Source organism: Ralstonia sp. 25mfcol4.1, assembly GCF_900104095.1.
In the GTDB taxonomy this organism is placed as follows: Bacteria; Pseudomonadota; Gammaproteobacteria; order Burkholderiales; family Burkholderiaceae; genus Cupriavidus.
The window spans coordinates 234698-259686 of sequence record NZ_FNJO01000002.1 but is presented as its reverse complement, the minus strand read 5'-3'; the positions used below and the strand labels follow the sequence as shown (position 1 = coordinate 259686).

19 protein-coding genes, 1 tRNA gene and 1 other RNA gene are annotated in these 24989 nt (G+C 64.4%); 11 read left to right on the top strand and 10 right to left on the bottom strand.

Features of this window, described 5'->3' with window-relative positions:
• Positions 1–40: 40 nt before the first annotated feature.
• Both BLQ58_RS04305 and BLQ58_RS04300 read left to right on the top strand, forming a co-directional pair.
• A tRNA-Ser gene (locus tag BLQ58_RS04305) sits at positions 41–130 on the top strand.
• Between the two features lie 153 nt (positions 131–283).
• Complete coding sequence (locus tag BLQ58_RS04300; protein WP_092594915.1) at positions 284–736, top strand: hypothetical protein; 453 nt, start codon at positions 284–286, stop codon at positions 734–736.
• 30 nt (positions 737–766) lie between these two features.
• Here the strand turns inward: BLQ58_RS04300 and BLQ58_RS04295 are convergent, their stop codons facing one another.
• Together BLQ58_RS04295 and BLQ58_RS04290 are read right to left on the bottom strand one after the other, a co-directional pair.
• Positions 767–2092 (bottom strand): polyamine export protein PaeA, encoded by a 1326-nt coding sequence (locus tag BLQ58_RS04295; RefSeq protein ID WP_092594913.1) that lies wholly within the window; start codon positions 2090–2092, stop codon positions 767–769.
• A gap of 97 nt (positions 2093–2189) precedes the next feature.
• Positions 2190–3152 carry a LysR family transcriptional regulator gene (locus BLQ58_RS04290; protein ID WP_092594911.1) on the bottom strand — a complete coding sequence of 321 codons (963 nt, stop codon included), beginning with the start codon at positions 3150–3152 and terminating at the stop codon, positions 2190–2192.
• Positions 3153–3312: 160 nt separating this feature from the next.
• Between BLQ58_RS04290 and BLQ58_RS04285 the strand changes: the two genes are divergently transcribed.
• The 4 genes from BLQ58_RS04285 (at position 3313) to BLQ58_RS04270 (ending at position 7737) form a co-directional block, all read left to right on the top strand.
• The gene (locus tag BLQ58_RS04285; protein WP_254775803.1) at positions 3313–4614 is read left to right on the top strand and encodes a D-amino acid dehydrogenase; all 1302 of its coding nucleotides are present in this window, start codon (positions 3313–3315) and stop codon (positions 4612–4614) included.
• A 117-nt stretch (positions 4615–4731) separates the two neighbouring features.
• On the top strand, positions 4732–5640 hold the full coding sequence (locus BLQ58_RS04280) for a glutamate/aspartate ABC transporter substrate-binding protein (RefSeq protein WP_092594906.1): 909 nt from the start codon (positions 4732–4734) through the stop codon (positions 5638–5640).
• A gap of 207 nt (positions 5641–5847) precedes the next feature.
• Positions 5848–6660: a transporter substrate-binding domain-containing protein gene (locus tag BLQ58_RS04275; RefSeq protein ID WP_092594904.1), complete on the top strand. Its 813-nt coding sequence runs from the start codon at positions 5848–5850 to the stop codon at positions 6658–6660.
• Positions 6661–7077: 417 nt separating this feature from the next.
• Entirely contained in the window at positions 7078–7737 is a 660-nt protein-coding gene (locus BLQ58_RS04270) for an amino acid ABC transporter permease (protein ID WP_092594902.1), read from the top strand.
• Here the strand turns inward: BLQ58_RS04270 and BLQ58_RS04265 are convergent.
• The 3 genes from BLQ58_RS04265 to cphA (BLQ58_RS04255) form a co-directional block, all read right to left on the bottom strand.
• Positions 7731–8231, bottom strand: a complete 501-nt coding sequence (locus BLQ58_RS04265; protein ID WP_092594900.1) for an SRPBCC family protein — start codon at positions 8229–8231, stop codon at positions 7731–7733. The two genes, BLQ58_RS04270 and BLQ58_RS04265, sit on opposite strands and share 7 nt — an antisense overlap.
• A gap of 159 nt (positions 8232–8390) precedes the next feature.
• Complete coding sequence (gene cphA, locus BLQ58_RS04260) at positions 8391–10961, bottom strand: cyanophycin synthetase (protein ID WP_092594898.1); 2571 nt, start codon at positions 10959–10961, stop codon at positions 8391–8393.
• 33 nt (positions 10962–10994) lie between these two features.
• Complete coding sequence (gene cphA / locus BLQ58_RS04255; protein WP_092594896.1) at positions 10995–13646, bottom strand: cyanophycin synthetase; 2652 nt, start codon at positions 13644–13646, stop codon at positions 10995–10997.
• A 275-nt stretch (positions 13647–13921) separates the two neighbouring features.
• On the opposite strand from cphA (BLQ58_RS04255), the gene BLQ58_RS04250 reads away from it, so the two are divergent.
• A complete protein-coding gene (locus BLQ58_RS04250) occupies positions 13922–16222 on the top strand; it encodes a cyanophycin metabolism-associated ABC transporter (RefSeq protein ID WP_092594894.1) in 2301 nt (766 codons plus the stop codon).
• A gap of 22 nt (positions 16223–16244) precedes the next feature.
• On the top strand, positions 16245–16715 hold the full coding sequence (locus BLQ58_RS04245) for a cyanophycin metabolism-associated DUF1854 family protein (RefSeq protein WP_092594892.1): 471 nt from the start codon (positions 16245–16247) through the stop codon (positions 16713–16715).
• A gap of 63 nt (positions 16716–16778) precedes the next feature.
• Here BLQ58_RS04245 and BLQ58_RS04240 read toward each other — a convergent pair whose 3' ends face one another.
• Positions 16779–17186: a hypothetical protein gene (locus BLQ58_RS04240; RefSeq protein WP_092594890.1), complete on the bottom strand. Its 408-nt coding sequence runs from the start codon at positions 17184–17186 to the stop codon at positions 16779–16781.
• A 290-nt stretch (positions 17187–17476) separates the two neighbouring features.
• On the opposite strand from BLQ58_RS04240, the gene BLQ58_RS04235 reads away from it, so the two are divergent.
• Both BLQ58_RS04235 and BLQ58_RS04230 read left to right on the top strand, forming a co-directional pair.
• A complete protein-coding gene (locus BLQ58_RS04235; protein ID WP_175459833.1) occupies positions 17477–18592 on the top strand; it encodes a lytic polysaccharide monooxygenase in 1116 nt (371 codons plus the stop codon).
• A gap of 100 nt (positions 18593–18692) precedes the next feature.
• On the top strand, positions 18693–19064 hold the full coding sequence (locus BLQ58_RS04230) for a hypothetical protein (RefSeq protein ID WP_092594886.1): 372 nt from the start codon (positions 18693–18695) through the stop codon (positions 19062–19064).
• An 88-nt stretch (positions 19065–19152) separates the two neighbouring features.
• Here the strand turns inward: BLQ58_RS04230 and ssrA are convergent.
• From ssrA to ompA, 4 genes are all read right to left on the bottom strand, one after another.
• Positions 19153–19511, bottom strand: a transfer-messenger RNA (tmRNA) gene (ssrA, locus tag BLQ58_RS04225).
• Positions 19512–19600: 89 nt separating this feature from the next.
• A complete protein-coding gene (gene gph / locus BLQ58_RS04220) occupies positions 19601–20257 on the bottom strand; it encodes a phosphoglycolate phosphatase (RefSeq protein ID WP_092595517.1) in 657 nt (218 codons plus the stop codon).
• Positions 20258–20259: 2 nt separating this feature from the next.
• On the bottom strand, positions 20260–20997 hold the full coding sequence (gene ubiG / locus BLQ58_RS04215) for a bifunctional 2-polyprenyl-6-hydroxyphenol methylase/3-demethylubiquinol 3-O-methyltransferase UbiG (RefSeq protein ID WP_092594884.1): 738 nt from the start codon (positions 20995–20997) through the stop codon (positions 20260–20262).
• A gap of 171 nt (positions 20998–21168) precedes the next feature.
• Positions 21169–21825 (bottom strand): outer membrane protein OmpA, encoded by a 657-nt coding sequence (ompA, locus tag BLQ58_RS04210; protein ID WP_066739225.1) that lies wholly within the window; start codon positions 21823–21825, stop codon positions 21169–21171.
• Positions 21826–22271: 446 nt separating this feature from the next.
• Between ompA and gyrA the strand changes: the two genes are divergently transcribed.
• On the top strand, positions 22272–24986 hold the full coding sequence (gyrA, locus tag BLQ58_RS04205; protein ID WP_092594882.1) for a DNA gyrase subunit A: 2715 nt from the start codon (positions 22272–22274) through the stop codon (positions 24984–24986).
• The last annotated feature ends 3 nt before the right edge of the window (positions 24987–24989 follow it).

The following is a 24989-nucleotide window of genomic DNA, read 5'->3' as shown; positions in this document are numbered from 1 at the left end:
ATAATCTTGGTTTCGCTGCTAACGCAACGACCAAGTTACCGGAGAGGTGGCAGAGTGGTCGAATGTACCTGACTCGAAATCAGGCGTACCGGCAACGGTACCGTGGGTTCGAATCCCACCCTCTCCGCCAAACAAGAAGCTGCCGACTGATTCGACCACCGGCAGACAAAAACAGCGTAGTAAAACTCAAGCCGACGTACTGTGAAAACAGACGTCGGTTTTGTTTTTGTGCGTTCGAATCCGGCGTGTTACCTTGCGTGCAAACAACAAGAGGGATAACGACATGCGCGCGGTGCGGGGATTTTCCGTGATGGTCATCGCCATGCTGGCCGCCCTTGCCAGCGGCGGGGCGCTTGCCATGACCAAATGCCAGAAGGGCGCCAGCACGCTCTATACCGAGTCGGCGACCTGCCCGACCGGCTATGCCAACGTTACCAACTCGATGGGTGGCAATTTCTCCACGATTGGCAAGGACGATTCGGTGCTTCAGCAGGAGCAGTCGATCCTCGACAGCGGCGCGAAGGCACGGGCCGCAACCAAGGCCAGCGCCGCGCAGGCCGAACAGGCCGCTGCGCAACAGCAGCCAGCATCGAGGGCGTTGATGTGCGGCGCGATTGCCGACCAGATGCGCGCGCTGGAGACCGACATGCAGCAGCGCCACACCCGGCAATCGATCGAGCAGGCCAGCGATCAGTACCAGCGGCTGCGCGAGCAGCAGTTGCGCGGCCAGTGCTGAGCCTGGCACGGGGAGCGGCAGGCTGCGCGGTCAGGCAATGCCGCGCGGCGGTTCTCCGGTTTGGCCCTGCTGTGCACCCAGCCGCGATACCAGCAACTGGTCGATCTTGTGATGGTCGATGTCGAGCACTTCGAAGCGGAAGCCCGCCACGCTGATCGACTCCGATTTCTTCGGAATCCGCTTCAGCGAATAGATGACCAGCCCGGCCGCGGTGTCGACATAGTCCTCGCCGGGCAGCGTATCGAGTTCCAGCGCCTTCTTCAGGTCCACCAGCGGCGTCAGGCCGTCCACCAGCCACGACGTGGCATCGCGCCGCACGATCTGTTCGTCTTCGGCCGAGTAGAGGATGTCGCCCATCACCGCGCCGACGATGTCGTCCAGCGTGACGATACCCACCACCAGCCCGTATTCGTTCATCACCACGGCAAAGCTCTCGTGCATCTCGCGAAAGCGCGTCAGCGACTCGGACAGCGTCAGGGTGTCCGGGATCACCAGCACGTTCTTGTCATAGTGCTTGCCGATGTCGTCCAGCACCGACGCGTTCTCGTTGGCCAGCAGCAATTGCAGGATGTCCTTGGAATCCATGCAGCCAAGCACGTCGTCGATGGTCTTGCCGCAGACCGGGTACTGCGCGTGCGGCTGCTTGACCAGCTTGCGCCGCACGCTGTCGGCCGATTCGTCGAGCGTCAGGAACACCACGTCGTCGCGCGGGGTCATGATCGCGGTGATCGGTTTCGAGTCCAGTTCGAACACATTTTCGATCAGGTGCAACTCGTGCTTGTGCAGCACGCCGGCCTCGGCCCCGGCATCGACCATGGCCGCGATGTCTTCGGTCGTGATCTGGTCCACCGGCTTGGTCGGGATGCCCAGCAGCTTCAGCATTGCGTCGGCGGCCGCATTGAACACCCACACCACGGGCTTGAACAGCCTCAGCATCGTCAGCATCGGACCAATCACGTTGACCGCGCAGGTCTCGGGAAAGGTCATGGCCACGCGCTTGGGAATCAGGTCGGCAAACTGGATGAACAGCAGCGTCACCACCAGGAACGATCCGATATTGGCCACGCGCTGCGCGATGTCGGGGCTGAGCCAGGGCAGCAGCGCGTCGAAGAGCAGGTCGGAGACGTGTTTCTCCCCCAGGATACCGGCCAGGATCGCCACGCTGTTCACGCCGATCTGCACGACGGTGAAGAAGTTGCCGGGCTCTTCCTTGAGCAGCAATACCTTGGTGGCGCGGCGGTCGCCGCGATCGGAGAGGACTTGGAGCTTGGTGCGCCGGGCCGCGGTCAGGGCGATCTCCGAGATCGAGAAGAACGCGCTCACCAGCACCAGCAGGACTAGGGTCAGGACGAACATAGGAAGGTCACGCGCCCGTCGGGGCGCATTGATGATGGTGTACGCCGTGGTGCGCTGTCAATTGACTGCGCAATGTCCGTTCCGCGTTTGTTCGATGTCATGGCGCCTGCCGGACCGTCGCGTCGAACTGCGCGGCCCGGGCTTCCAGCCGGTGGTCCAGCGTTGCATCCAGGGCCTGGGCCGCCGCGGCGAACTGGGCGTGCATATCGTCCACCAGACTCGACGCACCCCGATGGCTGGCGCGCAGCATCTGGATCTCGAAACCCAGCTCGGGCTGGACATCGTGCAGCGCCACATTGGCCGGATTGGCACTCAGCGCCGTGTACTGATCCAGCAGCGTGAGGCCGAGGCCGGCGTCTACCAGGGCCAGCGCCAGCGAATAGGTTTGCACCTCCAGCGTCGAATGCGGTTCCAGCGCGTGGCGGGCCAATGTCTGGCGCACCAGCAGGCCCAGCGAACTGTCGTCGTCATAGCCGATGAACGGCCGCTCCAGCACCTTTCGGATGGGCACCACGCCGCGTTTGCCGCCGGCCGGCAGTGGCTGGGCCCGCGGAACGGCCAGCAGCATGCGGCCGGTGGCCACGGGCACGCTGGATATCGCCTCATGCCGGGGCGGCGAGAACGCGAAACCCACGTCGATCTGGTTGGCCAGCAGCGCCGCCACGATTTCATTGGTGTGGTGGGTCAGCACCTGCACCTGGGTATCGGGGTGCCGCGCGCAGAAGCGCCGCACGGCGGGCACCAGCAGCGGGTTGGCCAGACTGGGCGTGGCGGCCACGCGCAGGCGTCCCGCGCCCTTGTGGCGCAGGCTTTCCGATACACGGCGCACCCGTTCGATCTCGCCATATAGCCTTTCGACATCCCCATACAGGGCCTGGGCTTCCGGGGTGGGCTGCAGACGGCCGCGCTGCCGATCGAACAGCCGGAAGCCTAAAGAGGCCTCGGCATGCTGCAGGACGCGCGTCACCACGGGCTGGGAGACATGGAGCAGGCGCGCGGCCTCGCTGACAGTGCCGGTCAGCATGACGGCACGAAAAACCTCGATCTGACGCAGACGCATCGTTGTGGTGCCCGAAAAAGGCCGGTTTGGTGCGAAAAATGGTGCTTTGCACTACGGGTAGACCCGGGTGGCGCGACCTATAGCCTGGGGACATATTCTGGCACGTATTGGCATTGGGCAAGCCGTGCACAGTGTTCTACGCTCTGTCCCATCGTTTGAAATGGGAAGGCAAGGGCGAAGTCAGATGCGCGTAGCGATCGTGGGTGCCGGTGTGGTCGGCATGACTACCGCGTGGCGGTTGGCCAATGACGGTCATGAGGTGACGGTGGTCGAGCGCCACGACGGTCCCGGCGAGGAAACCAGCTTTGCCAACGGTGGCCAGCTCAGCTACAGCTATGTGGCGCCGCTGGCCGGGCCGGGCGTACTGTCGAAGGTGCCGGGCTGGCTGCTCGACCGCGATTCGCCGATGCGCTTCCGGCCGTCGATGGACCCCGACCAATGGCGCTGGCTGATGGCCTTCGTGCAGGCGTGCAATGCCACGACCAGCGAGGCCACCACGCGCAAGCTGTTGCGACTGGCCTTTTATTCGCGCGACCTGATGCAGGCCTTCGTGAACCGGCCCGAGGCGCGCGAGGAAGGTGGCGGATTCGATTTTGCGCGGCGCGGCAAGCTGGTGGTGCATCGCGACGCATCGGCGTACGCGTCGGCATGCCGCTTGCTGGACTATCAGGCCAGCCTGGGCTGCGAGCAGCAGGCGCTGGACCGCGACGCCACCGTGGCGCTGGAGCCGGCGCTGGGGGGCATCCGCCAGGACATCGCCGGGGCCATCTATACGCCGAGCGAGGAAGTGGGCGATTGCCACCTGTTCTGCGTGTCGCTGGCCCATCTGTTGCAAGGCAACCCGGCCGTGACGCTGAAGTTCGGCACGCGGGTGACCGAACTGGTGCGCAGCGGCGACCGGGTGACCGGGCTGCGCACCGACCATGGCGATATCGTCGCCGATGTGGTGATCGTGTCTGGCGGTATCGGCAGCGTGCCGCTGCTGAGGCCGACGGGCATCCGGCCGATGTTGTGGCCGCTCAAGGGGTACAGCATCACGGTGCCGATTGCCGATGGCGCGCGGGCCCCGCACATCAGCGTGACGGACTTCGCCAACAAGATCGTCTACGCGCGCATCGGCAATACGCTGCGTGTGGCGGGGATGGCCGATATCGTGCGCGGTGGGGCGGTCATCGACCGCGAGCGGGCCCAGACGCTGGTCACGCAGACGCGCTCGGTGTTCGGCAACGTGATGAACGGCGCCGACCTCGATGGGCTGCAGCCCTGGGCGGGTTTGCGCCCCGCCACGCCGACCGGGCTCCCGATGATCGGCGAGTCGCGGCTGCGCGGCCTGTGGCTGAACCTTGGCCATGGCGCGCTCGGCTTCACGCTGGCCATGGGCAGCGCGGGCCTGCTGGCCGACCGGCTGGCCGGTCGCACGCCGGCGATCGACGCGGAAGATTTCAGTGCAGCGTCGGCCTGAGGCCCTCGGGACAGGCTGCCGCAACACGGGTTGCGCTGGAAGTTGAGTAGTACGTTGGGTAGTGAGATTGCCTCAAGTTCGAAGTCTATTAAACCAAGCCCCTTGAAGGAGCGAACCATGAAGTCACTGTCTGTCCGTTCGACCCCCATCCACCGCCTGGTGGCTGCCGCCGTGCTGGCCGGTGCCGCCGCCGGCGCCCACGCCGCCGATGGCGACACGCTCAAGAAGATCAAGGACAGCGGTGTGATTTCGCTGGGCTATCGTGAATCGTCCATTCCGTTCTCGTATTCGGACGGCAGCCAGGTGATGGGCTATTCGCACGACTACCTGCTGGCCATCGTCGACAAGGTGAAGTCGACGCTGAACATGCCGAACCTGCAGGTCAAGATGACGCCGATCACGTCGCAGAACCGCATTCCGCTGGTGCAGAACGGCACGATCGACATCGAGTGCGGCAGCACCACCAACAACACCGAGCGTCAGAAGCAGGTGGCCTTCTCGAACAGCCTGTTCATCTACGGCATCCGCATGCTGACGAAGAAGGACTCGGGCGTGACCGACTTCCCGCAGCTCAAGGGCAAGAACGTGGTGACCACGGCCGGCACCACCGGCGAGCGCCTGCTGGTGAAGATGAATGGCGAAGGCATGAACATGAACCTGACCAGCGCCAAGGACCATGGCCAGGCCTTCCTGATCCTGGAATCGGGCCGCGCGGTGGCCTTCGTGATGGACGAACCGCTGCTGTATGGCGAACGCACCAAGGCCAAGAACGCCGCCGACTGGGTCGTGGCCGGTACGCCGCTGCAAACCGAGAACTATGCCTGCATGTTCCGCAAGGACGATCCGTCGTTCAAGAAGCTCGTGGACGGCGTGGTGACCGATATCCAGAAGAGCGGCCGTGCCGAAAAGCTCTACACCAAGTGGTTCCTGCAACCGATCCCGCCGCGCAACATCAATATGAACTACGCGCTGTCGCCGGAGATGAAGCAGCTGTTCGCGGAGCCGAACGACAAGGCATTCCAGTAAGTCGCCAGCCGGCCGGTGGCCCGCCCCCCGCCTTCGGCATGAGGGGCGGGCGGCCCGCTGTGCAGAATCGGTTATATAGCCATATCGAATCGTTATTTCGCCATCGATAGTATTTGCGGTACCTTGGAGCCCGTTATAGGCTCATAGAACCGTCGGATTTCCCTCAAAAGGGGCACCGGCACGCAAACCGCATCCACTGGAGAAGATATGCGAACGATTCGATCGGGTTGGTTCAAATCCCTGCTGGCTACTGCCCTGGTAGCTGGCGCCACTGGCCTTGCCGCGACGGCTGCGCAAGCCGCCGACCTGCTGGACACGGTCAAACAGGCTGGCGTGCTCAAGGTCGGCCTGGAAGGAACCTATCCCCCGTTCGGATATCGCGGCGCCAACAATGAACTGGACGGCTTCGACGTCGAAGTCGCGCGCGCCGTGGCCGGCAAGCTCGGCGTCAAGCCCGAATTCGTGACGACCGAATGGAGCGCGATCATCGCGGGCCTGCAAGCCGGCAAGTTTGACATCATCGTCAACCAGGTCTCGGTCACACCCCAGCGCAAGCAGGTGCTGGATTTCTCGACGCCGTACGTTTATTCGGCCGCCCAACTGATCCAGCGCAAGGACGACAAGCGCGAGTTTGCATCGCTCGACGCGCTGAAGGGCCACAAGCTGGGCGTGAGCCTGGGCAGCAACTACAACGACCTGGCCAAGTCGGTGCCGGGCATCGACGTCAAGACCTATCCGGGCGCCCCCGAATACCTGCGCGATCTGGCCGCCCAGCGCGTGGACGCTGCGCTCAATGACCGCCTGATGGTCAACTACCTGATCAAGCAGGCCAACCTGCCGCTGCGCCCCGGTGCCGTTCTGCCGGGCGCAAACAGCGAAGTGGCCATCCCGTTCCGCAAGGACAACCCGAAGTTCGCCGCAGCCATCGACAAGGCGCTGGACGACCTCCGCAAGGATGGCACGCTGGCCAAGCTGTCGAACAAGTGGTTCGGCTCGGACGTGACCAAGCCGCTCAAGTAAATAGCAGCCGAAACCGCCGGAAGTCGTAGGCCCGCTTGCGGAGCTTCCGGCTCCGGATCCACTTCCCGTCAGCGTGATACGGGCGGATGAGGATGTTGCATTCCTCTGGCGCGATCATCGACGGCACGCCCCGGATTGCCGAGCGAGCCTCGGCAGTCCATGGTTCGCCAGAGTCGTGGCGGGTCTTGCCCGGCGGCACGGCGTCCCGCTGCGGTCCGAATCTTCCCCAAGCCGGCTGCACCGTCTCTGCTGACGTCGTCCGCGAGGTGCGACGTCGCTGCCGTGGCAGCTCCATACGGTGATCCTGGGCACATCATGTCGAGCATGTGCCCCGAACGGTTCGTTCTGCCGCCCGGCGCCGCGTTTCACGTATGATCGCGGCATTCCAGCCCCAGATTGACCGATCCCAGCCCCGCCATGTCCGCGCTCCAGCTCGTCATTGATTCGCTTCCCGTATTGCTGCAGGGCACGCTGCTCACGCTGAAGTTCGCCGTGTTGTCGATGGCTTTCGGCCTGGTAATCGGGATTTTGGTGGCGCTGATGGGGATCGGTAATCAGCGGATTCTCAAAGTGATGGCGCGCGTGTACGTCAGCATCATGCGCGGCACGCCGCTGCTGGTGCAGATCTTCGTCGTCTATTACGGCTTGCCGGGCATCGGCATTGCGCTGGAGCCCACGCCGGCCGGCGTGCTGACGCTGAGCCTCAACGTGGGCGCCTACCTGTCGGAGAGCATGCGCGGGGCCATCCTCGGCGTGCCGCGCGGGCAGTGGCTGGCGGCCTACAGCCTGGGCATGACACCGGTGCAGACGCTGCGCCATGTGGTGGGGCCGCAGGCATTGCGGCTGGCCGTGCCGAGCCTGTCGAACAGCCTGATCAGCCTGATCAAGGATACGTCGCTCGTGTCGGTGATCACCGTGACGGAACTGCTGCGCACTTCGCAGGAAATCATCGCGGCCACCTACCAGCCCTTGCCGCTGTATCTGGCGGCCGCCGCGATCTACTGGATCCTCAGTACGGCCCTATCGGCGTTCCAGCACGTGCTCGAACGGCGCCTGTCGCTGCCGACGCGTCACTGATCCTGCATCGCCGGCGACTGCGCCGAGGGGGCTGGCGGCGGCTTGGGCGCCTCGACATTGAGCTGGCGCCCCGTTTCCAGCAGCGTCTTCAGGCCGGCCAGGATCAGCGGCCAGCCGTTGCGCCCGCCCTGCAGGATCTGTTCGTCCAGCGGTTCCTGATGCAGTTCGCTGACCGTCAGCCGCACGGCCTCGTCGCCCAGCGCGTCGATCTGCCAGGTGACGACCACCTCGGGCAACAGGCGGAACGCTTCCAGCCATTCCACGCGCCACGTGACCGACAGCCGGTAGGGTGGCTCGGCGGCCAGTACAACGCCCTGCGAATCGACCTTGCCGTCGTCCATCCGCAGCACGAAGGGGCTGCCTACCTGCCAGTCGGATTCGACGCGGCGCCCGAAAAAGTACTTCACGCTTAGCACGGGATCGGTCAGGGCCTGCCACACCTGTTCCGCGGTCGCGGCGATATAGGTGACGACAACGGTTTGCGGTGTAGACATATGCGGTCTCCTCGTCGACGGACGGGGCGGCGGCCGTTGGCGTGGCGATGGGAGTCGGTACGGGATACTGTCGCACCGAATGACGGTGGACGGCAAGGGGTGGGGCAGGGGAGAAAACCCCCTCCCGGCGGGTGGGAGAGGGCAGCGGAGCGGGCTGGATTACTGCCCGGCGACGCGTTTGGCGATGTGGTCCAGCGCTTCCTCGACCTGGTCGATCAGGATCAGGCACAGGTCGCCCGGCTGCAGGCGCGCCAGCCCCGTGTCGATGGCCAGGAATTCGCCGCGGATTTCCTCGGTATGGCTGGTGCGTTGCGCACCGACCAGGCCTTCGCGCAGCAGCGCCAGCACTTCGCCGTCTTCACGGCCGCGCTGGCATTGGTCCTGATACAGCAGCACGTCGTCGAACACGCCGCCCAGGATCTGGGTTTGCTTGCGGATGTCCTCGTCGCGACGGTCGCCCGCCCCGCTGATGACCACCACGCGCTTCTTCGACGGCATGGTCTCCACGGCGTTGCACAGCGCCTGGATGGCATCGGGATTGTGGCCGTAGTCGGCAATCAGCGTGGCGCCCTTGTAGTCGAACACGTTGAAGCGGCCCGGCGCGGTGGCGGCGTCGTTGACGAACGTGGTCAGCGCGCGGCGGATCACGTTCCAGTCGATGCCCAGCGCCCAGGCGGCGGCAATCGACGACATGGCGTTTTCCACCTGGAAGCCGATCGAGCCGTTGCGCGTCAGCGGGATGTCGGCCAGCGCAAAACGCACGCTGGTGTCCCCCTCGGTGGCCACGATCTCGCCGCCCTCGACAAACACCACGCGCTTGCCCTGGGCGCGGTGCAGCGCCATGGTCGGCAGCCCCGCATCATGCGCGAAGAACGTGATCGAACCGGGGCAGGCATCGGCCATGCGCGCCACCATCGGGTCGGCCGCGTTCAGCACGGCCATGCCATGCGGTGCGACGTTCTGGACGATCACGCTCTTGAGCACGGCCAGGTCTTCCACGGTGCTGATGTACGACAGCCCGAGGTGGTCGCCTTCGCCCACGTTGGTCACCACGGCCACGTCGCAGCGGTCGAACGCCAGGCCTTCGCGCAGCAGGCCGCCGCGGGCCGTTTCAAACACGGCGGCGTCCACGTCGGGATGCAGCAGCACGTTGCGCGCGCTGCGCGGGCCGCTGCAGTCGCCGGTGTCGATGCGCTGGCCCTGGATATACACGCCATCGGTGCCGGTCATGCCCATGCGCAGGCCGTTGGAGGCCAGGATATGGGTGATCAGGCGCACCGTGGTCGTCTTGCCGTTGGTGCCCGATACGGCTACCACGGGAATGCGGCCATCGTCGCCGTCGGCGAACATGGTCGAGATGATGGCTTCGCCGACCGCGCGGCCCTTGCCATACGACGGCTGCAGGTGCATGCGCAGGCCAGGCGCGGCGTTCACTTCCACAATGCCGCCGGCCTGTTCCTCGAACGGCTTGAGCATCGTCTCGCACACGGCGTCCACGCCGCAGATATCGAGGCCCACCATCTGGGCGGCCGCCACGGCCCGTGCGGCGATGTCCGGGTGGACGTCGTCGGTCACATCGGTGGCACTGCCGCCGGTGGACAGGTTCGCGTTGTTGCGCAGTACCACGCGCGCGCCCTTGGCCGGCACGGCGTCGGCGCTCAGGCCCTGCTTGGCCAGCGTGGCCAGCGCGATGTCATCGAAGCGGATCTTGGTCAGCGACGTGGCGTGGCCCTCGCCGCGGCGCGGGTCACGGTTCACTTCCTCCACGAGCTGGCGCACCGTATGCGTGCCATCGCCAATGACCTGGGGCGGATCGCGGCGCGCCGCGGCCACCAGATGCTTGCCAACCACCAGCAGACGGAAGTCGTGGCCCGGGATATAGCGTTCGACCAGCACGTCCGACGAAATGTCGGCGGCCACTTCGTAGGCCGTCATTACTTCCTCGCGCGTGCGGATGCGCACGGCCACGCCCTTGCCCTGGTTGCCGTCGCGCGGCTTCACCACCACCGGACCGTTGATCTCCTGCGCGGCAGCCCAGGCTTCCTCGGCGCTCCGCACCGAACGGCCCAGCGGCACGGGCACGCCTGCCGCATGCAGCAGCGCCTTGGTCAGTTCCTTGTCCTGGGCGATCGATTCGGACACCGCGCTCGTCATGTCGGTCTCGGCGGCCTGGATGCGGCGTTGCTTGCTGCCCCAGCCGAACTGCACCATCGAGCCCTGCGTCAGGCGGCGATACGGAATGCCGCGCGCCACGGCGGCGTAGACGATCGAGCCCGTGCTGGGCCCCAGGCGCACGTCTTCGTCGAGTTCGCGCAGCCGATGCAGCGCGTCTTCCAGGTCGAAGGGCTTGTCGTCGCGCGCGGCCAGGCACAGCTGCTCCGCCAGTTCGAAGGCCAGGCGGCCCACTTCTTCCTCGCTGTACTGCACCACCACCTGGTAGGTGCCCGGTTCCAGCGTCGGCGCGGCGTGGCTGAACGTTACCGGGCAGCCTGCGGCGGCCTGCAGGCCCAGTGCGGCAGCCTCCAGCGCGTGGGCCATCGAGGGCGAGCCGGCCTCGTCGTCGGGGCGCATCGGGGGGATGGCCGGAAAGCGGGCGCGCAGGCGGTCTTCGAAGCCCGGCAGTTCGGCCAGCAGATGCGATTGGTCCGAGCACGCCACGATGGCTTCGATGGCGGTATGCCGGCACCAGAGATTCGGGCCACGCAGAGCCCGGATACGAGAGACTTCCATAGAATCGTTTGTCCGTTGTTCTTCCGGGCGGGATTACGCGCGGCGTCCGCTGCGGCCCATCCACTGGTGTACCTGCTCGACGGTGCTCTCGGTCGAGGTCTCGTCGCACTGCAGCACCAGCAGGTCACCGGCCACCAGTTGCGACAGCGCGGCTTCCACCGCTTCGCGCCGACCGGCTTCGTCGATGATCTTCGTCACGCGGCGGCCTTCGTACAGGCCCTTCTTCAGCAGCGCGCGGGCTTCGGCATCGGGCAGGTCGCGGCGCACGCTGCGGTCTTCGCACAGGAACACGCGGTCGAACGTCTTGCCGATGACCTTGCCCTGCTGCACCAGGTCTTCGTCGCGGCGCTGCACGCCGGCACCGAACACCAGCATGCGGCGCTCGGCCGGGAAGCGGTCCAGCGCGGCGGCCACGGCTTCCAGCGCCGGCGCATTGTGCGCGTCGTCGACGATCACCGTGGCGCCCTGGCGCTCGAACATCGTGAAGCGGCCCGGCACATCCACCTGGCCCACGTCGAAGGTGACGATGCCGGCGCGGATCAGGTCGTTCGAAATGCCCAGCGCCCAGCCGGTAGCCACGGCGGCCAGCACGTTCTCGATCTGGAAGGCGACCCGGCCGGCATAGGTCAGCGGAATGGCCGACACGTCGGTCAGCGCGCTTTCGCTGGCGCCTGTGGCCATCACCACCTTGCCGTCGCGCACGAACACGGCACGGCGGCCCGCGGCGCGATGCTCGACGATGGCGGGCAGGTCGGCGGACAGGCCGAAGAAGATCACGTCGCCATCGCACAGTTCGGCCATTTCGACCAGGCGCGGATCGGCGGCGTTGAGCACGGCCGCGCCGGTCTTGAGCACAACGTCGATCTGCGTGCGCAGCACGTTGTACATGCGGTCTTCATCCTCGACGTAGTAGTCGCCGAGGTGATCGGGCTGGCCGAAGTTCGTGACCACGCCCACCTGGCAGCGGTCGTACGGCAGGCCCTGCGACAGGATCATGCCGCTGTCGTTCTCGAACACGGCGGCTTCCACCGCGCGGTTCATCAGGATGCGGTGGCCGGCGTCCCAGGTAGCCTTTTCGCCACGGTCGCCCTTTTCCACCTGGCGGCGGTCCAGGAACAGGCCATCGCTGCACGACAGGCCCGTATGCTTGCCCGACAGCTGCAGCAGGCGCGCCACGAGCTTGGCCACCACGGTCTTGCCGTTGGTGCCGGTGATGCCCACCACGGGAATGCGGCCGTCGTCGGCCACGCCGTTGCGGGTCGGGAACAGATGCTCGACGATGGCGGGGCCCACCGGGCGCGGTTCGCCGTCGGCGGGCTTGATGTGCATCAGCAGGCCGGGACCGGCGTTGACCTCGACGATGGCACCGCGCTGGTCGGCCAGCGGGCGCGAGATGTCCTCGGCCACCAGGTCCACGCCGGCGATGTCCAGCCCGACGATGCGCGCGGCCAGCGCGGCATGCGCGGCCACGCTCGGGTGCACGCGGTCGGTCACGTCGAAGGCCACGTTGCCGTTGCGCTGGATCAGCACGGTGCGGCCCTCGGGCGGTACGGCGCTGCCATCGGCATAGCCCTGGCGCTTCAGTTCCAGGCGGGCGGCCGAATCCAGCCGCACGCGGTTCAGCGGATGATCCTCGGTGCTGCCACGGCGCGGATCGGAATTGATCTGCGATTCGATCAGTTCGTCGATGGTCTGCTTGCCGTCACCCACCACGGAGGCGGTCTCGCCCATCGCGCAGGCCACCATGCGGCCGCCCACGATCAGCAGGCGGTGCTCGTTGCCGGGCACGAAGCGTTCGACGATGACACCGTTGCCTTCCTCGATGGCCACGGCGTAGGCGGTCTGCACTTCGTCGCGCGTCATCAGGTTGGTGAACACGCCACGGCCATGGTTGCCGTCGTACGGCTTGACCACCACCGGCAGGCCGATGCTTTCGGCGGCGTCCCAGGCGTCTTCGGCGCTATCGGCCATGCGGCCTTCCGGCACGGGCACGCCGCACGATTCCAGCAGCGACTTGGTCAGGTCCTTGTCGCGCGAGATCGATTCGGCGATGGCGCTGGTGCGGTCTGTCTCGGCCGTCCAGATGCGGCGCTGGCGCGCGCCGTAGCCCAGCTGCACCAGGTTGCCGTCGGACAGGCGGATCGACGGGATGTCGCGGTCGTCGGCGGCATCGACGATGCAGGCGGTGCTGGGTCCCAGGCAGTGTTCGTCGACGAGGTCGCGCAACGTTTCCACGGCCGCGTCCACGTCGAACGGGCGGTCCTCGATGGCGGCCATGACCAGGTCGCGCGCGGCAAACAGCGCGGCGCGTGTCACCTGCTCGTGCCAGGCCCGCACGATGACCTTGTAGACGCCGCGGACCGGGGTCTCGCGCGCCTTGCCGAAACCGCCGGGCATCCCGGCCAGGTTCTGCAGCTCAAGCGTGACGTGTTCCAGGATATGGCCGGGCCAGGTGCCTTCCTTCAACCGCATCAGGAAGCCGCCTCGCACGCCCGGGCTGCAGCGGTGCTCGATCAGCGTGGGCAGCCACGCCGACAGGCGCTCGTAGAACCCCGGAATCTTGTTGGAGGGGAAATCCTCCAGTTCGCCGATATCGACCCATGCCTCCAGCACTGGCCGATATGTCCACATATTCGGGCCGCGCAGCGACATGACATCGAAAATCTCAATGTCCTTCTTTTTCATTGAATTTGCTTGAGGCAGTGGGCGAGTGCCCGGGAAATGGAAAGCTAATCTTTCGTTAACGTTACTGTAGCCTCAGGGTTGACCCTTCGTTACCCTTTGAGACCGGCAACGCATTGTGCAGCGCACCAAGATGCCCGCTTGTTTGCGTTATGTATACTTGCGGGCAAAATTGCGGGCCGCCAGCCTGGCGAACCGCTTAAATTGTTTCAAGTTATGTCCGTTTTTGATCCATTTTTGGGTCTGCGGACGCGCTTTTATCGCTTTTTGCGCCAACAATGACCCAGTCCTCCCCGTCTGCTTCCAACCACCCCGGCCCGCAAGGTCCCTGGGCTGCCGAACTCGGCGCCGGCCTGCTGCCCGGGGAAACCGTCCTGGCCGGGCTGACGCTGGACCTGGACGCAAGGCTGCATTTTACCCAAGGGTGGCTGGTTGTGACGGATCGTCGTCTGATCTCTCGCGCCCCCGGCGAAACCGCGCTGCAAAGCTGGGACATCGCGCCTGACCTGACGCTTGCCCACGGCGATCATGCCGGCGTGGGCACGCTGGAACTGGGCGATGGCCGGGAGCGCCTGGCCACCTGGCGCTACACGCTTGGTTACAATCCTGACGCATTGCGGCTGGCCGACCAGTTCGATGCGCGCCGCAACCTGCTGGCCACCGGGCACGCCGCCGAGCCGGATGCCGAAATCTGCCCGACCTGCAAGGCGCCCATCCCGCCGGGCGAAGAGCAGTGCCCGCAATGCAGCCGCGAGCTGGAGACGCCGCCTTCCACCTGGGCGCTGCTGCGCCTTTGGCGATTTGCACGGCCCTATCGCTGGGAACTGCTGGGCGGCTTCGCGCTGCTGCTGCTGGGTACGGCCGCCACGCTGGTGCCGCCTTACCTGACCATGCCGCTGATGGACAAGGTGCTGATCCCGTATCAGAACGGCGTGCCGATCGACTACGACCTCGTCAAGCTCTACCTGGCCGGCCTGCTGGGCGCCGCGCTGGTGGCCTGGGCGCTGGGCTGGGCCCGTACCTACCTGCTGGCACGCGTGTCGGAGCGCATCAGCGCGGACCTGCGCACCACCACTTACGAACACCTGCTCAAGCTGTCGCTCGAATACTTCGGCGGCAAGCGCACCGGCGACCTGATGGCCCGCATCGGGTCCGAGAGCGACCGCATCAGCGTGTTCCTGTCGCTGCATCTGCTCGACTTCGCCACCGATGTGCTGATGATCGCCATGACGTCGATCATCCTGATTTCCATCAATCCGTGGCTGGCGCTGGTCACGCTGGTGCCGCTGCCGTTCATCGCGTGGATGATCCACATGGTGCGTGACCGCCTGCGTCACGGCTTCGAGAAGATCGACCGCATCTGGTCCGAAATCACGAACGTGCTGGCCGATACGATTCCGGGCATCCGCGTCGTCAAGGCGTTTGCGCAGGAAAAGCGCGAGGTGGTGCGCTTCCGCGAGGCCAATCGTCACAATCTTGCGATCAATGACCGGGTGAACGCCGTGTGGTCGCTGTTCACGCCGACCGTGACGCTGCTGACCGAAGTGGGCCTGCTGGTGGTCTGGATCTTCGGTATCTGGCAGGTCAGCCACAACGCGATTACCGTCGGCGTGCTGGTGGCCTTCCTGACCTATATCAGCCGCTTCTATACGCGCCTGGATTCGATGAGCCGGATCGTGTCGGTGACCCAGAAGGCCGCGGCCGGTGCCAAGCGGATCTTCGATATCCTCGATCACGTGTCGAGCGTGCCCGAGCCGCAGAAGCCCGTGCGTCTGGAAAACGTGCGCGGCGCCATCGAGATGCGCGACCTGGGATTCCGCTATGGCAATCGCGCGGTGATTCGCGGCCTGAACCTGAGCATCGAACCGGGCGAGATGATCGGCCTGGTGGGTCACAGTGGATCGGGCAAGAGCACGCTGGTGAACCTGATTTGCCGTTTCTACGATGTCTCGGAAGGCGCGATCCGGGTGGACGGTGTCGATATCCGTTCGCTGCCGGTATCGGATTTCCGCCAGAACATTGGCCTGGTGCTGCAGGAGCCGTTCCTGTTCTTCGGCACGATTGCGGACAACATCGCCTATGGCAAGCCCGAAGCCACGCGCGAGGAGATCATCGCCGCGGCACGCGCCGCGCACGCGCACGAGTTCATCCTGCGGCTGCCGCACGGCTATGACTCGCTCGTGGGCGAGCGCGGCCAGGCGCTGTCGGGCGGCGAACGGCAGCGTATTTCGATTGCCCGCGCGCTGCTGATCGATCCGCGCATCCTGATCATGGACGAGGCCACGTCGTCGGTGGATACGTCTACGGAAAAGGAAATCCAGAAGGCGCTGGACAACCTCGTGCAGGGTCGCACCACCATCGCCATCGCGCACCGGCTGTCCACGTTGCGCAAGGCCGATCGACTCGTGGTAATGGACCGCGGCCAGATCGTCGAGGTGGGCAGCCACGACGAACTGCTGGCGCGCGAAGGCGCGTACTACAGGCTGTACCAGGCGCAGGCGCGCAATGTCGATACCGACCCGGATGACACGAGCGCCGGTAATCGTGCCGAAGTTGCGGAGGCCGTCAGTGCCCAGTAATCCATCAGTTCAAGAAACGGCTATGCAAACGCCCGAATTCCACCTGTCCCGCAACAGCTTCGGCAAGCTCGTGCTGATATCTGCCGACGGGGCGCAGCACGAGGGCGTGGTGCCCGTGCGCGCGTTTCCGATTTCCGCCGCCGACGATGGGGTAGGGATGATGAGCACCGATGGCAAGGAGCTGGCGTGGATTCCTCGTCTGGACACACTGCCGGCGCAGACCCGTGAACTGATCGAGGCGGAGCTGGCATCGCGCGAGTTCATGCCGGAGATTCGGAAGATTCTGGGTGTATCGACCTACGCCACGCCCAGCGTGTGGACCGTGCAGACGGACCGCGGCCAGACCGACCTGGTATTGCGCGGCGAAGAGAACATCCGGCGGCTGACCGGTACTACGTTGCTGATTTCGGACAGCCACGGCATCCATTACCTGATCCGCGACCAGTTCGCGCTGGACAAGCACAGCCGCAAGATTCTGGATCGCTTCCTCTGATCGGACGTCCGGACACATGCAAAACGGCACGCCTGGGCGTGCCGTTCTTGTTTGAGGGTGCGGTCAGTGCAGGACGGTGGGCGCGTCGTCGTCTTCCTCGTCGTCCCAGTCCTCGTATTCGAGCGGCGCATCGGGTGCCATGTCCCAGACCATCGAATGAAAGCGGACAGTGAACCAGTTGCGGAACATGGCCAGCGACAGGGTTTCGGGCCAGACCGAATCGTCGAACCACTCGCCCAGCATGAATTCGAAAAACGGGCGCCACCGCTTTTCCACCCAGCGCAGCGCGTTCTCGGGCGTGTCGGCCACCTCTGCGGGCAACAGGAAAACGCTCGCGTCGTCGCGCACGTCACTGAGTGACAGCGTGGGGACGGGGTCGGGGTCCACTGCCTGGATCCAGTCAAGAAAGGGTTGCTCGGGCAGGAGCATGACCATGGATCGGCTGACAGTGAAACGCGGGTGATCGGACATGAGGGCAGGGCGTAAGACATCGACGGCCTATTGTAGCGTTCAAGCCAGCGGTAGCCGCATGGATTCGTTTTTACCGATGGATTGATCGCCGGCATGGCAACGACCAGTTTAGGACGATTCCGATTTCCAACGTGTTTTGGCGCGCGTCAAATCGCGCAGCCGTTCTCGACCCACGGCGAGGACCCTGAACCACGTTTTCAAGGAAGATCGCGATGTCCCATAAAGCAATCGGAATCACCTGCCTGGCGCTTGCCGCCGCCGCGCCGCTATCCGCGCACGCACACGGCACGATGGAGCTGCCCGCGAGCCGGGTGCTGACCTGTTACAACGAAGGCGCCGAGCAGCCGAAATCGGGAGCCTGCCAGGCCGCCCGCATGGTAGGCGGCGCGCAGCAGTTCTACGACTGGAACGGTGTGCGCCAGGGCAATGCCGCCGGCAATCACCGCGCATTGATCGCCGACGGGGAGCTTTGCTCGGGCGGATCGGCAAGCTTCCGGGGGCTGGACCTTGCGCGACTCGACTGGCCGCAGACGTCGATCGTGCCCACCGCCAGTGGTGACTACACATTCGTCTGGCGAGCTTCCGCACCGCATGCCACGCAGTATTTCAAGTACTACATCACCCGCGACGACTGGGACCCTGGCATGCCGCTGCGCTGGAGCGATCTTGAAGAATTTGCGACGGTTTCTGGCGCGCAGGCGGTGCAGATAAACGGCAAATACCGCATGAAAGTACAACTGCCGCACGGCAAGAGGGGCAGCCACATCCTCTACAGCATCTGGCAGCGCGGCGACAGCCCCGAGGCGTTCTACGCATGTGCCGACGTCAAGTTCCCCGGGGACGGTCTGGCGGTGCGCGAGATTGGCTGGGAGGATCAAGGTGCGCTGGCGGCCAAGGGCGACCTGGTGGTAGGCACGAAGCTGACGTTCCGTGCCATGGACGGCATGGGACGCGATGCAGGCAAGCATGTGCTGACGATCACCGCCGCCAATGCCAGGGCCCGGACGTGGGCGTATCAGCTGGCGCAGAAGGTCAACGTCGAGTCCCAGATCTTCCGCATCGGCGAGTTGCAGGCGCGCAATGGCGCATCGAGTATCGTGCCGCTGAGTTCTGCCACGGCCAACCGCGTCTATCTGAGCAAGTCGTATCCCGGATATCGCTTCGAGATCGACAAGGAAGCGCCTAGCGCAAGCGGCCGTTCGGGCAGCGGCGGCGGTGGCGCCGCTTCAACGGGGCAGCCGGACGGGAGCACGCTCAATACGTGGCGCGAAGGACCTGCCTATGAGATCGGTCAGGCCGTCACGTACCAAGGCAAACGCTACGTCTGCCTGCAACGTCATACCGCCTGGCGCGGTGCAGGATGGGCCCCTGCCGTGACGCCGGCCCTGTGGCGTTTGATCCGCTAAGTGTTGTTTTTTCGCCGGAACTGTTCGAATCTGTTCCGATTGCTTCAGTTTTCGGCGAAATTGGCCGTCATTGTTGGCATACGGGGTTAGGAGCCGTCTGATGAGTTTTACCTTTCTCCCGCCCGGCGACGCGTTCATGCCGACCATGACGGAACGGTTTGCCGAGGCGGAAAAAATTGAAGATCGCGCCGAGCGTTGGACTGCCCAGGCAGAAATCGCGCTGGATACGGGCGACATGTACCTGGTTGGGCTGGTGCTGTTCAAGGCCATCCAGGAATTCGGGGTCGATGCCTTCGCGGCACACTCGGGCGAGTCGCACGCGCGACTGCAGCGGCTATGGATGCCGGGCATGGTCGGCTCGGTGGATCACGCGAAAAGCCTGTACGCGCACCTGGGCGTCCGCCTGCCGGTGGACCGCTACTACGCCGCCCGGCTCGAAAGCATGCCGGTCGACGGCGTGGTGGTGCATTGAACGGAGCAGCGAAGCATAAAAAAACGGGCCCCAAGGCCCGTTTTTCATTGCCCCGGACGTGCAGCGTGTCCGGAGTGCTGCGGTGTACTGGTGGAGCCGGCGGGAATCGAACCCGCGTCCGCAAGCCCTCCACAGAGAGTTCTACATACTTAGTTCTGTCATTTGATTTAACCGGCGCATCGCGGACGAACACGCTCTACGACGGCGAGTCACTAGGTTTTCGTCCTCGGGCCCGTGACACTCCCGAGGCTTATCTGACGTAAATGACCTCGCTGGTTCTTGCGAACCCTAGCCCGTCAGCGAGCCAGTGCGAGGACGGCGGCCCTTAGGCTGCCAGTGCGTAACGTTCGTCGTTAGCAGTTATTGCATTCCCATTGATTAACGAGGTGACGGGTCCTCGGTATGCCCTCACTGCTTCGTAACCCACGTCGAAACCAGGTCGGCCCCAATGTGCGCTGTGAAACGCGAAGAAAACGGATTGTACCCGGTTTCGACGCCTGTGGCGTGCCTCCGGTTCCGTAGTCCAAGCTGGGGGCTTAGCCCAGCAATTCAAGCAGTTCGGCCGGGTGATGGATCAGGTAATCCGCGCCCCAGGTATCGGGCGGCTCACCTTCGCCGCAGTAGCCATAGGCGGCGGAGACCGTCGCCATGCCTGCGGCCTTGCCGGCCTGGATGTCGCGCAGGTCGTCGCCGACATAGAGGCAGCGCGCCGCAGCCACGCCGCTCAGTTCGGCGGCGTGCAGGAGCGGGGCAGGGTGAGGCTTGGCGTGGGGCGTGGTATCGCCGCTGACCACCGCCGAGGCGCGTGGTGCGAGACCGATGGCGCGGACCAGCGGCACCGTGAAACGCGCGATCTTGTTCGTGACGATGCCCCAGGGCACGCCATCGGCCTCGAGCTTGGCCAGCACCGCATCCATGCCGTCGAACAGCCGCGTATGCACGGCGATGTCGGCCTCGTAGTAATCGAGGAAGGTATCGCGCAGCGCGGGGAATTCGGGGTCTTCCGGCCGTTTGCCAAAGGCCGCGCCGATCAGCCCGCGCGCGCCGTGCGAGGCCACGGGACGAAGCTTCTCGTAGGCGACGGGTGCCATGCCGTGGTCCATGACCAGCCGGTTGGCCGCTGCCGCAAGGTCGGGCGCCGTATCGGCCAGCGTACCGTCTAGATCAAAGAAAACTGCGTCAAACTTCGCCATCGTCATGCCACCTTCCGGAACGCCATCATGTAGTTCACGTCGGTATCGCGACCCAGCGAATAGACCTGCGTCAACGGATTGTAGGTCATGCCGCGCATCTCGACCATCTCCAGGCCGACGTTGCGCGCGAAGCGTGCCATCTCGGAGGGCGTGATGAATTTCTGATAGTCGTGCGTGCCGCGCGGCAGCATGTTCAGCACGTATTCCGCGCCGACGATAGCCAGCAGATAGGCCTTCAGGTTGCGGTTGATCGTCGAGAAGAACACGTGCCCACCGGGTTTGACCAGTGTCATGCAGGCGCGAACGATCGATTGCGGATCGGGCACATGTTCGAGCATTTCCATGCAGGTCACCACGTCGACGCTGGCTGGCGCGCGGGCTGCCAGGTCTTCCACGGCGATTTCCTCGTAGGTAACTGGCACGCCCGATTCCAGGCTGTGCAGGTCGGCCACTTTCAGCGCCTTGCTGGACAGGTCGATGCCCCTGACCGTGGCGCCGATGCGCGCCATGCTTTCCGACAGGATGCCGCCGCCGCAACCCACATCGATGACCTGTTTGCCCGACAGGTGCGCGATGCCGTCGATCCAGCCCAGGCGGAGCGGATTCAGATCATGCAGCGGCTTGAATTCACTGTTCGGGTCCCACCAGCGGTGGGCAAGCTCGCTGAACTTGTCGATCTCTTTTAAATCGGCATTGCGGCCGGTTTGGGACGAGGCGTTGAGGGTGGTCGAATGCGACATCGTTGGCGCCGCGCGGGCGGCAGTCTGATGAGAAGGCTGCGGCAACTTTACCAAAAAAACAGTGCCGCGCCGAATATGGCGGGTCTGACGCGCTGCCGGCAAAACCTTCGGGGGCAGGACGAAAAAAAAGCCCAGCATACGCTGGGCTTTTCTTCATCGGAGAGGATCCGATTAACGTGCGCTGCGGGTGCCGACCACTTCGACTTCCACGCGACGGTTCGGCTGCTGGCAGGCGATCTGAGCGGTGCGGTTGCCCTTGCACGACTTCGGATCAACCTTCAGCTGACGCTTGCCCTTGCCTTCGGTGTACACGCGGTTGGCTTCGACGCCCTTGCTCACCAGGTAAGCCTTGACCGATTCAGCACGACGGATCGACAGGCGATCGTTGTACTTGTCCGAACCGAACGAGTCGGTGTGACCCACGGCGATGATGACTTCCAGCGTGATGCCTTGCAGCTTCGAGACCAGGTCGTCCAGCTTGGCCTTGCCTTCGGGCTTCAGAACAGCCTTGTCGAAATCGAACAGGGTGTCAGCAGCAAAAGTGACCTTCTCGCTGGACACAACCGGCGGAGCGACCGGGGTCGGTGCCGGAGCCGGAGCAGCAGCCGGAGCCAGTGCGCCATCGCACAGGGCATTGGCCGTTGCCGGGGTCCAGGAGCTGTCGCGCCAGCAGAGCTCGTTCGTGCCATTCTTCCACACGTACTCGCTCGTACCGTTGCCCCAGTTATCGTTCACTGCCTTCTTTTCGTAGGGGACGGACTGGGCTTGAGCGGATGCAGCCATTACTGCGGTAGCTGCAACGAGCGCGAGCTTGGCAAATTTTTTCATATTTCTCCTCTCAGGATGAGATCACCGCAGGGTTACTGCGAGCAAATGGACGAAAACAAGTCATACATTCTTCGGAGTATAACATTCTCGATGTGGTGGATGCTCCACTTCGAACAATGTCTGGCTCTTCGCTGGGGAATTGTGCCACAAGGCTCGTTTCCTAAGAAGTAAATATATTCGATTCAACCACGTGGTTTTAGGCCTGTGGTGTTTGTGCAACATCGGTCTTGCGGCGCCTGCAAACCCTTGTCCTGTATGGGTTGCAGGGCATCGGGGGTGAGCGCGTGGTGCGCCGGCGGGGGCCGTGGAGGGGTGGTTCCGGCGGGGGCGGGAAGGGGTTCCGCGCGTGATAGAATGCCATGTTCGCCCGTCGCCGGCATGGCCACTTCATGCCGGCAGATTCACGGGCTTCATTTGCTTAAACCCGCCGCATAAACCACGCCGCAATGGATCAATTCGCCAAAGAAACCCTTCCGGTCTCGCTGGAAGAGGAAATGCGCCGCTCATACCTCGATTACGCAATGAGCGTTATCGTGGGGCGCGCGCTTCCCGACGTCCGGGACGGCCTGAAGCCGGTACACCGGCGCGTGCTCTTTGCGATGCATGAGCTGAATAACGACTGGAACCGGGCCTATAAGAAGTCGGCGCGTATCGTCGGCGATGTGATTGGTAAGTATCACCCGCACGGAGATACTGCCGTCTATGACACGATCGTCCGCATGGCGCAGAATTTTTCGCTGCGCTATATGCTGGTCGACGGCCAGGGTAACTTCGGTTCGGTGGATGGAGATAACGCGGCGGCGATGCGTTATACCGAAATCCGCCTGGCGAAGATCGCCCATGAAATGCTTCACGATATCGACAAGGAAACTGTCGATTTCGAACCGAACTATGACGGTTCGGAGAAAGAGCCCGGTATTTTGCCGGCGCGAATCCCGAATTTGCTGATCAATGGTTCGTCGGGTATTGCCGTGGGTATGGCAACGAATATCCCGCCGCATAACCTCAATGAGGTTGTCGACGCCTGTCTGCATCTGCTCCGTAATCCCGATACCACGATCGATGAACTGATCGAACTGGTACCGGCGCCTGATTTTCCGACCGCCGGGATTATTTATGGCATCCAGGGTGTACGCGAGGGTTACCGCACGGGTCGGGGCCGCGTCGTCATGCGCGCGCGCACGCACTTTGAGGATATCGACCGTGGCGCGCGCCAGGCGATCATCGTCGATGAACTGCCGTACCAGGTGAACAAGCGGACACTGCTCGAGCGCATCGCCGAGCTGGTGACCGAGAAGAAGATCGAGGGCATCTCCGACATCCGCGACGAATCTGACAAGTCAGGCATGCGCGTGGTGATCGAGCTCAAGCGCAACGAGGTGCCCGAGGTTGTGCTGAACAACCTATATAAGAACACCCAGCTGCAGGACACGTTCGGCATGAACATGGTGGCGCTGGTCGATGGCCAGCCGCGCCTGCTGAACCTGAAGCAGATGCTGGATGCCTTCCTGTCGCATCGCCGCGAAGTGGTGACGCGCCGCACGGTGTTCGAGCTGCGCAAGGCGCGCGAGCGCGGGCACGTGCTGGAAGGCCTGGCCGTCGCGCTGGCCAACATCGACGAGTTCATCGCGATCATCAAGGCTGCACCGACGCCGCCGCTGGCCAAGCAGGAACTGATGGCCAAGCCCTGGGATTCGGGCCTGGTGCGTGAAATGCTCTCGCGTGCCGAAAGCGACACGGCCGGTGGCCGCGCCTCGTATCGCCCGGATGGCCTGCCGGCCGTGTTCGGCATGCAGCCCGATGGGCTGTATCGCCTGTCCGACGGCCAGGCGCAGGAAATCCTGCAAATGCGCCTGCAACGCCTCACGGGCCTGGAGCAGGACAAGATCGTCCAGGAATACCGCGAAGTGATGGGCCTGATTGCCGATCTGCTCGACATCCTGGCCCGCCCGGAGCGCATCACCACGATCATCACGGAGGAACTGGGCGCCATCCGTGCCGAGTTCGGCGATGAGCGCCGTTCGCAGATCGAGCACAACGCGACCGAACTCGATACCGAGGACCTGATCACCCCGCAGGACATGGTGGTCACGCTGTCGCACTCGGGCTACATGAAGAGCCAGCCGATTTCCGAATATCGCGCGCAGAAGCGCGGGGGTCGTGGCAAGCTGGCCACGGCGACCAAGGAAGACGACTGGATCGACACGCTGTTCGTGGCCAACACGCACGACTACATCCTGTGCTTCTCGAATCGCGGCCGTCTCTACTGGCTCAAGGTCTACGAAGTGCCGCAAGGCTCGCGCAACTCGCGCGGCCGTCCGATCGTGAACATGTTCCCGCTGGCCGACGGCGAGAAGATCAACGTGATCCTGCCGGTGCGCCAGTTCGACGCCGAGCACTTCATCTTCATGGCCACCGCGCGCGGCACGGTCAAGAAGACGGTGCTGACGGATTTCTCGAACCCGCGCAAGGCCGGCATCATTGCGGTCGACCTCGACGAGGGAGACTTCCTGATCGGCGCCGCCATCACCGATGGCCAGCATGACGTGATGCTGTTCTCCGATGCCGGCAAGGCCGTGCGTTTCGACGAGAACGACGTGCGTCCGATGGGCCGTCAGGCGCGTGGCGTGCGTGGCATGAACCTCGACGAGGGACAGGCCGTGATCGCCATGCTGGTGGCCCCGGCGGAAACGCCCGAGGGCGAGGGTGAGGCGGCCGAGGGCGTCTCGATCAGCGCGGTGGGCAGCGTGCTGACCGCCACCGAGAACGGCTACGGCAAGCGTACCCCGATCTCCGAGTACACTCGACACGGCCGTGGCACCAAGGGCATGATTGCGATCCAGACGAGCGAGCGCAATGGCCGGGTGGTGGCCGCGGCGCTGGTTTCGCCCGAGGACGAGATCATGCTGATCACCACGGGCGGCGTGCTCATCCGCACCCGCGTGGCCGAGATTCGCGAGATGGGTCGCGCCACGCAAGGCGTGACGCTGATCAACGTGGACGAGGGCACCAAGCTGTCGGGTCTGCAGCGCATCGTCGAGTCGGACGCCGATAACAGCGGCAACGGCGAAGATGAAGACGTGGCGGACGAAGCCGGCGGTGCGACCAATGCCGATGGCGATACCGGAGCGGGCGCCGCCGACGCGGACGCGAATTCGTAATTT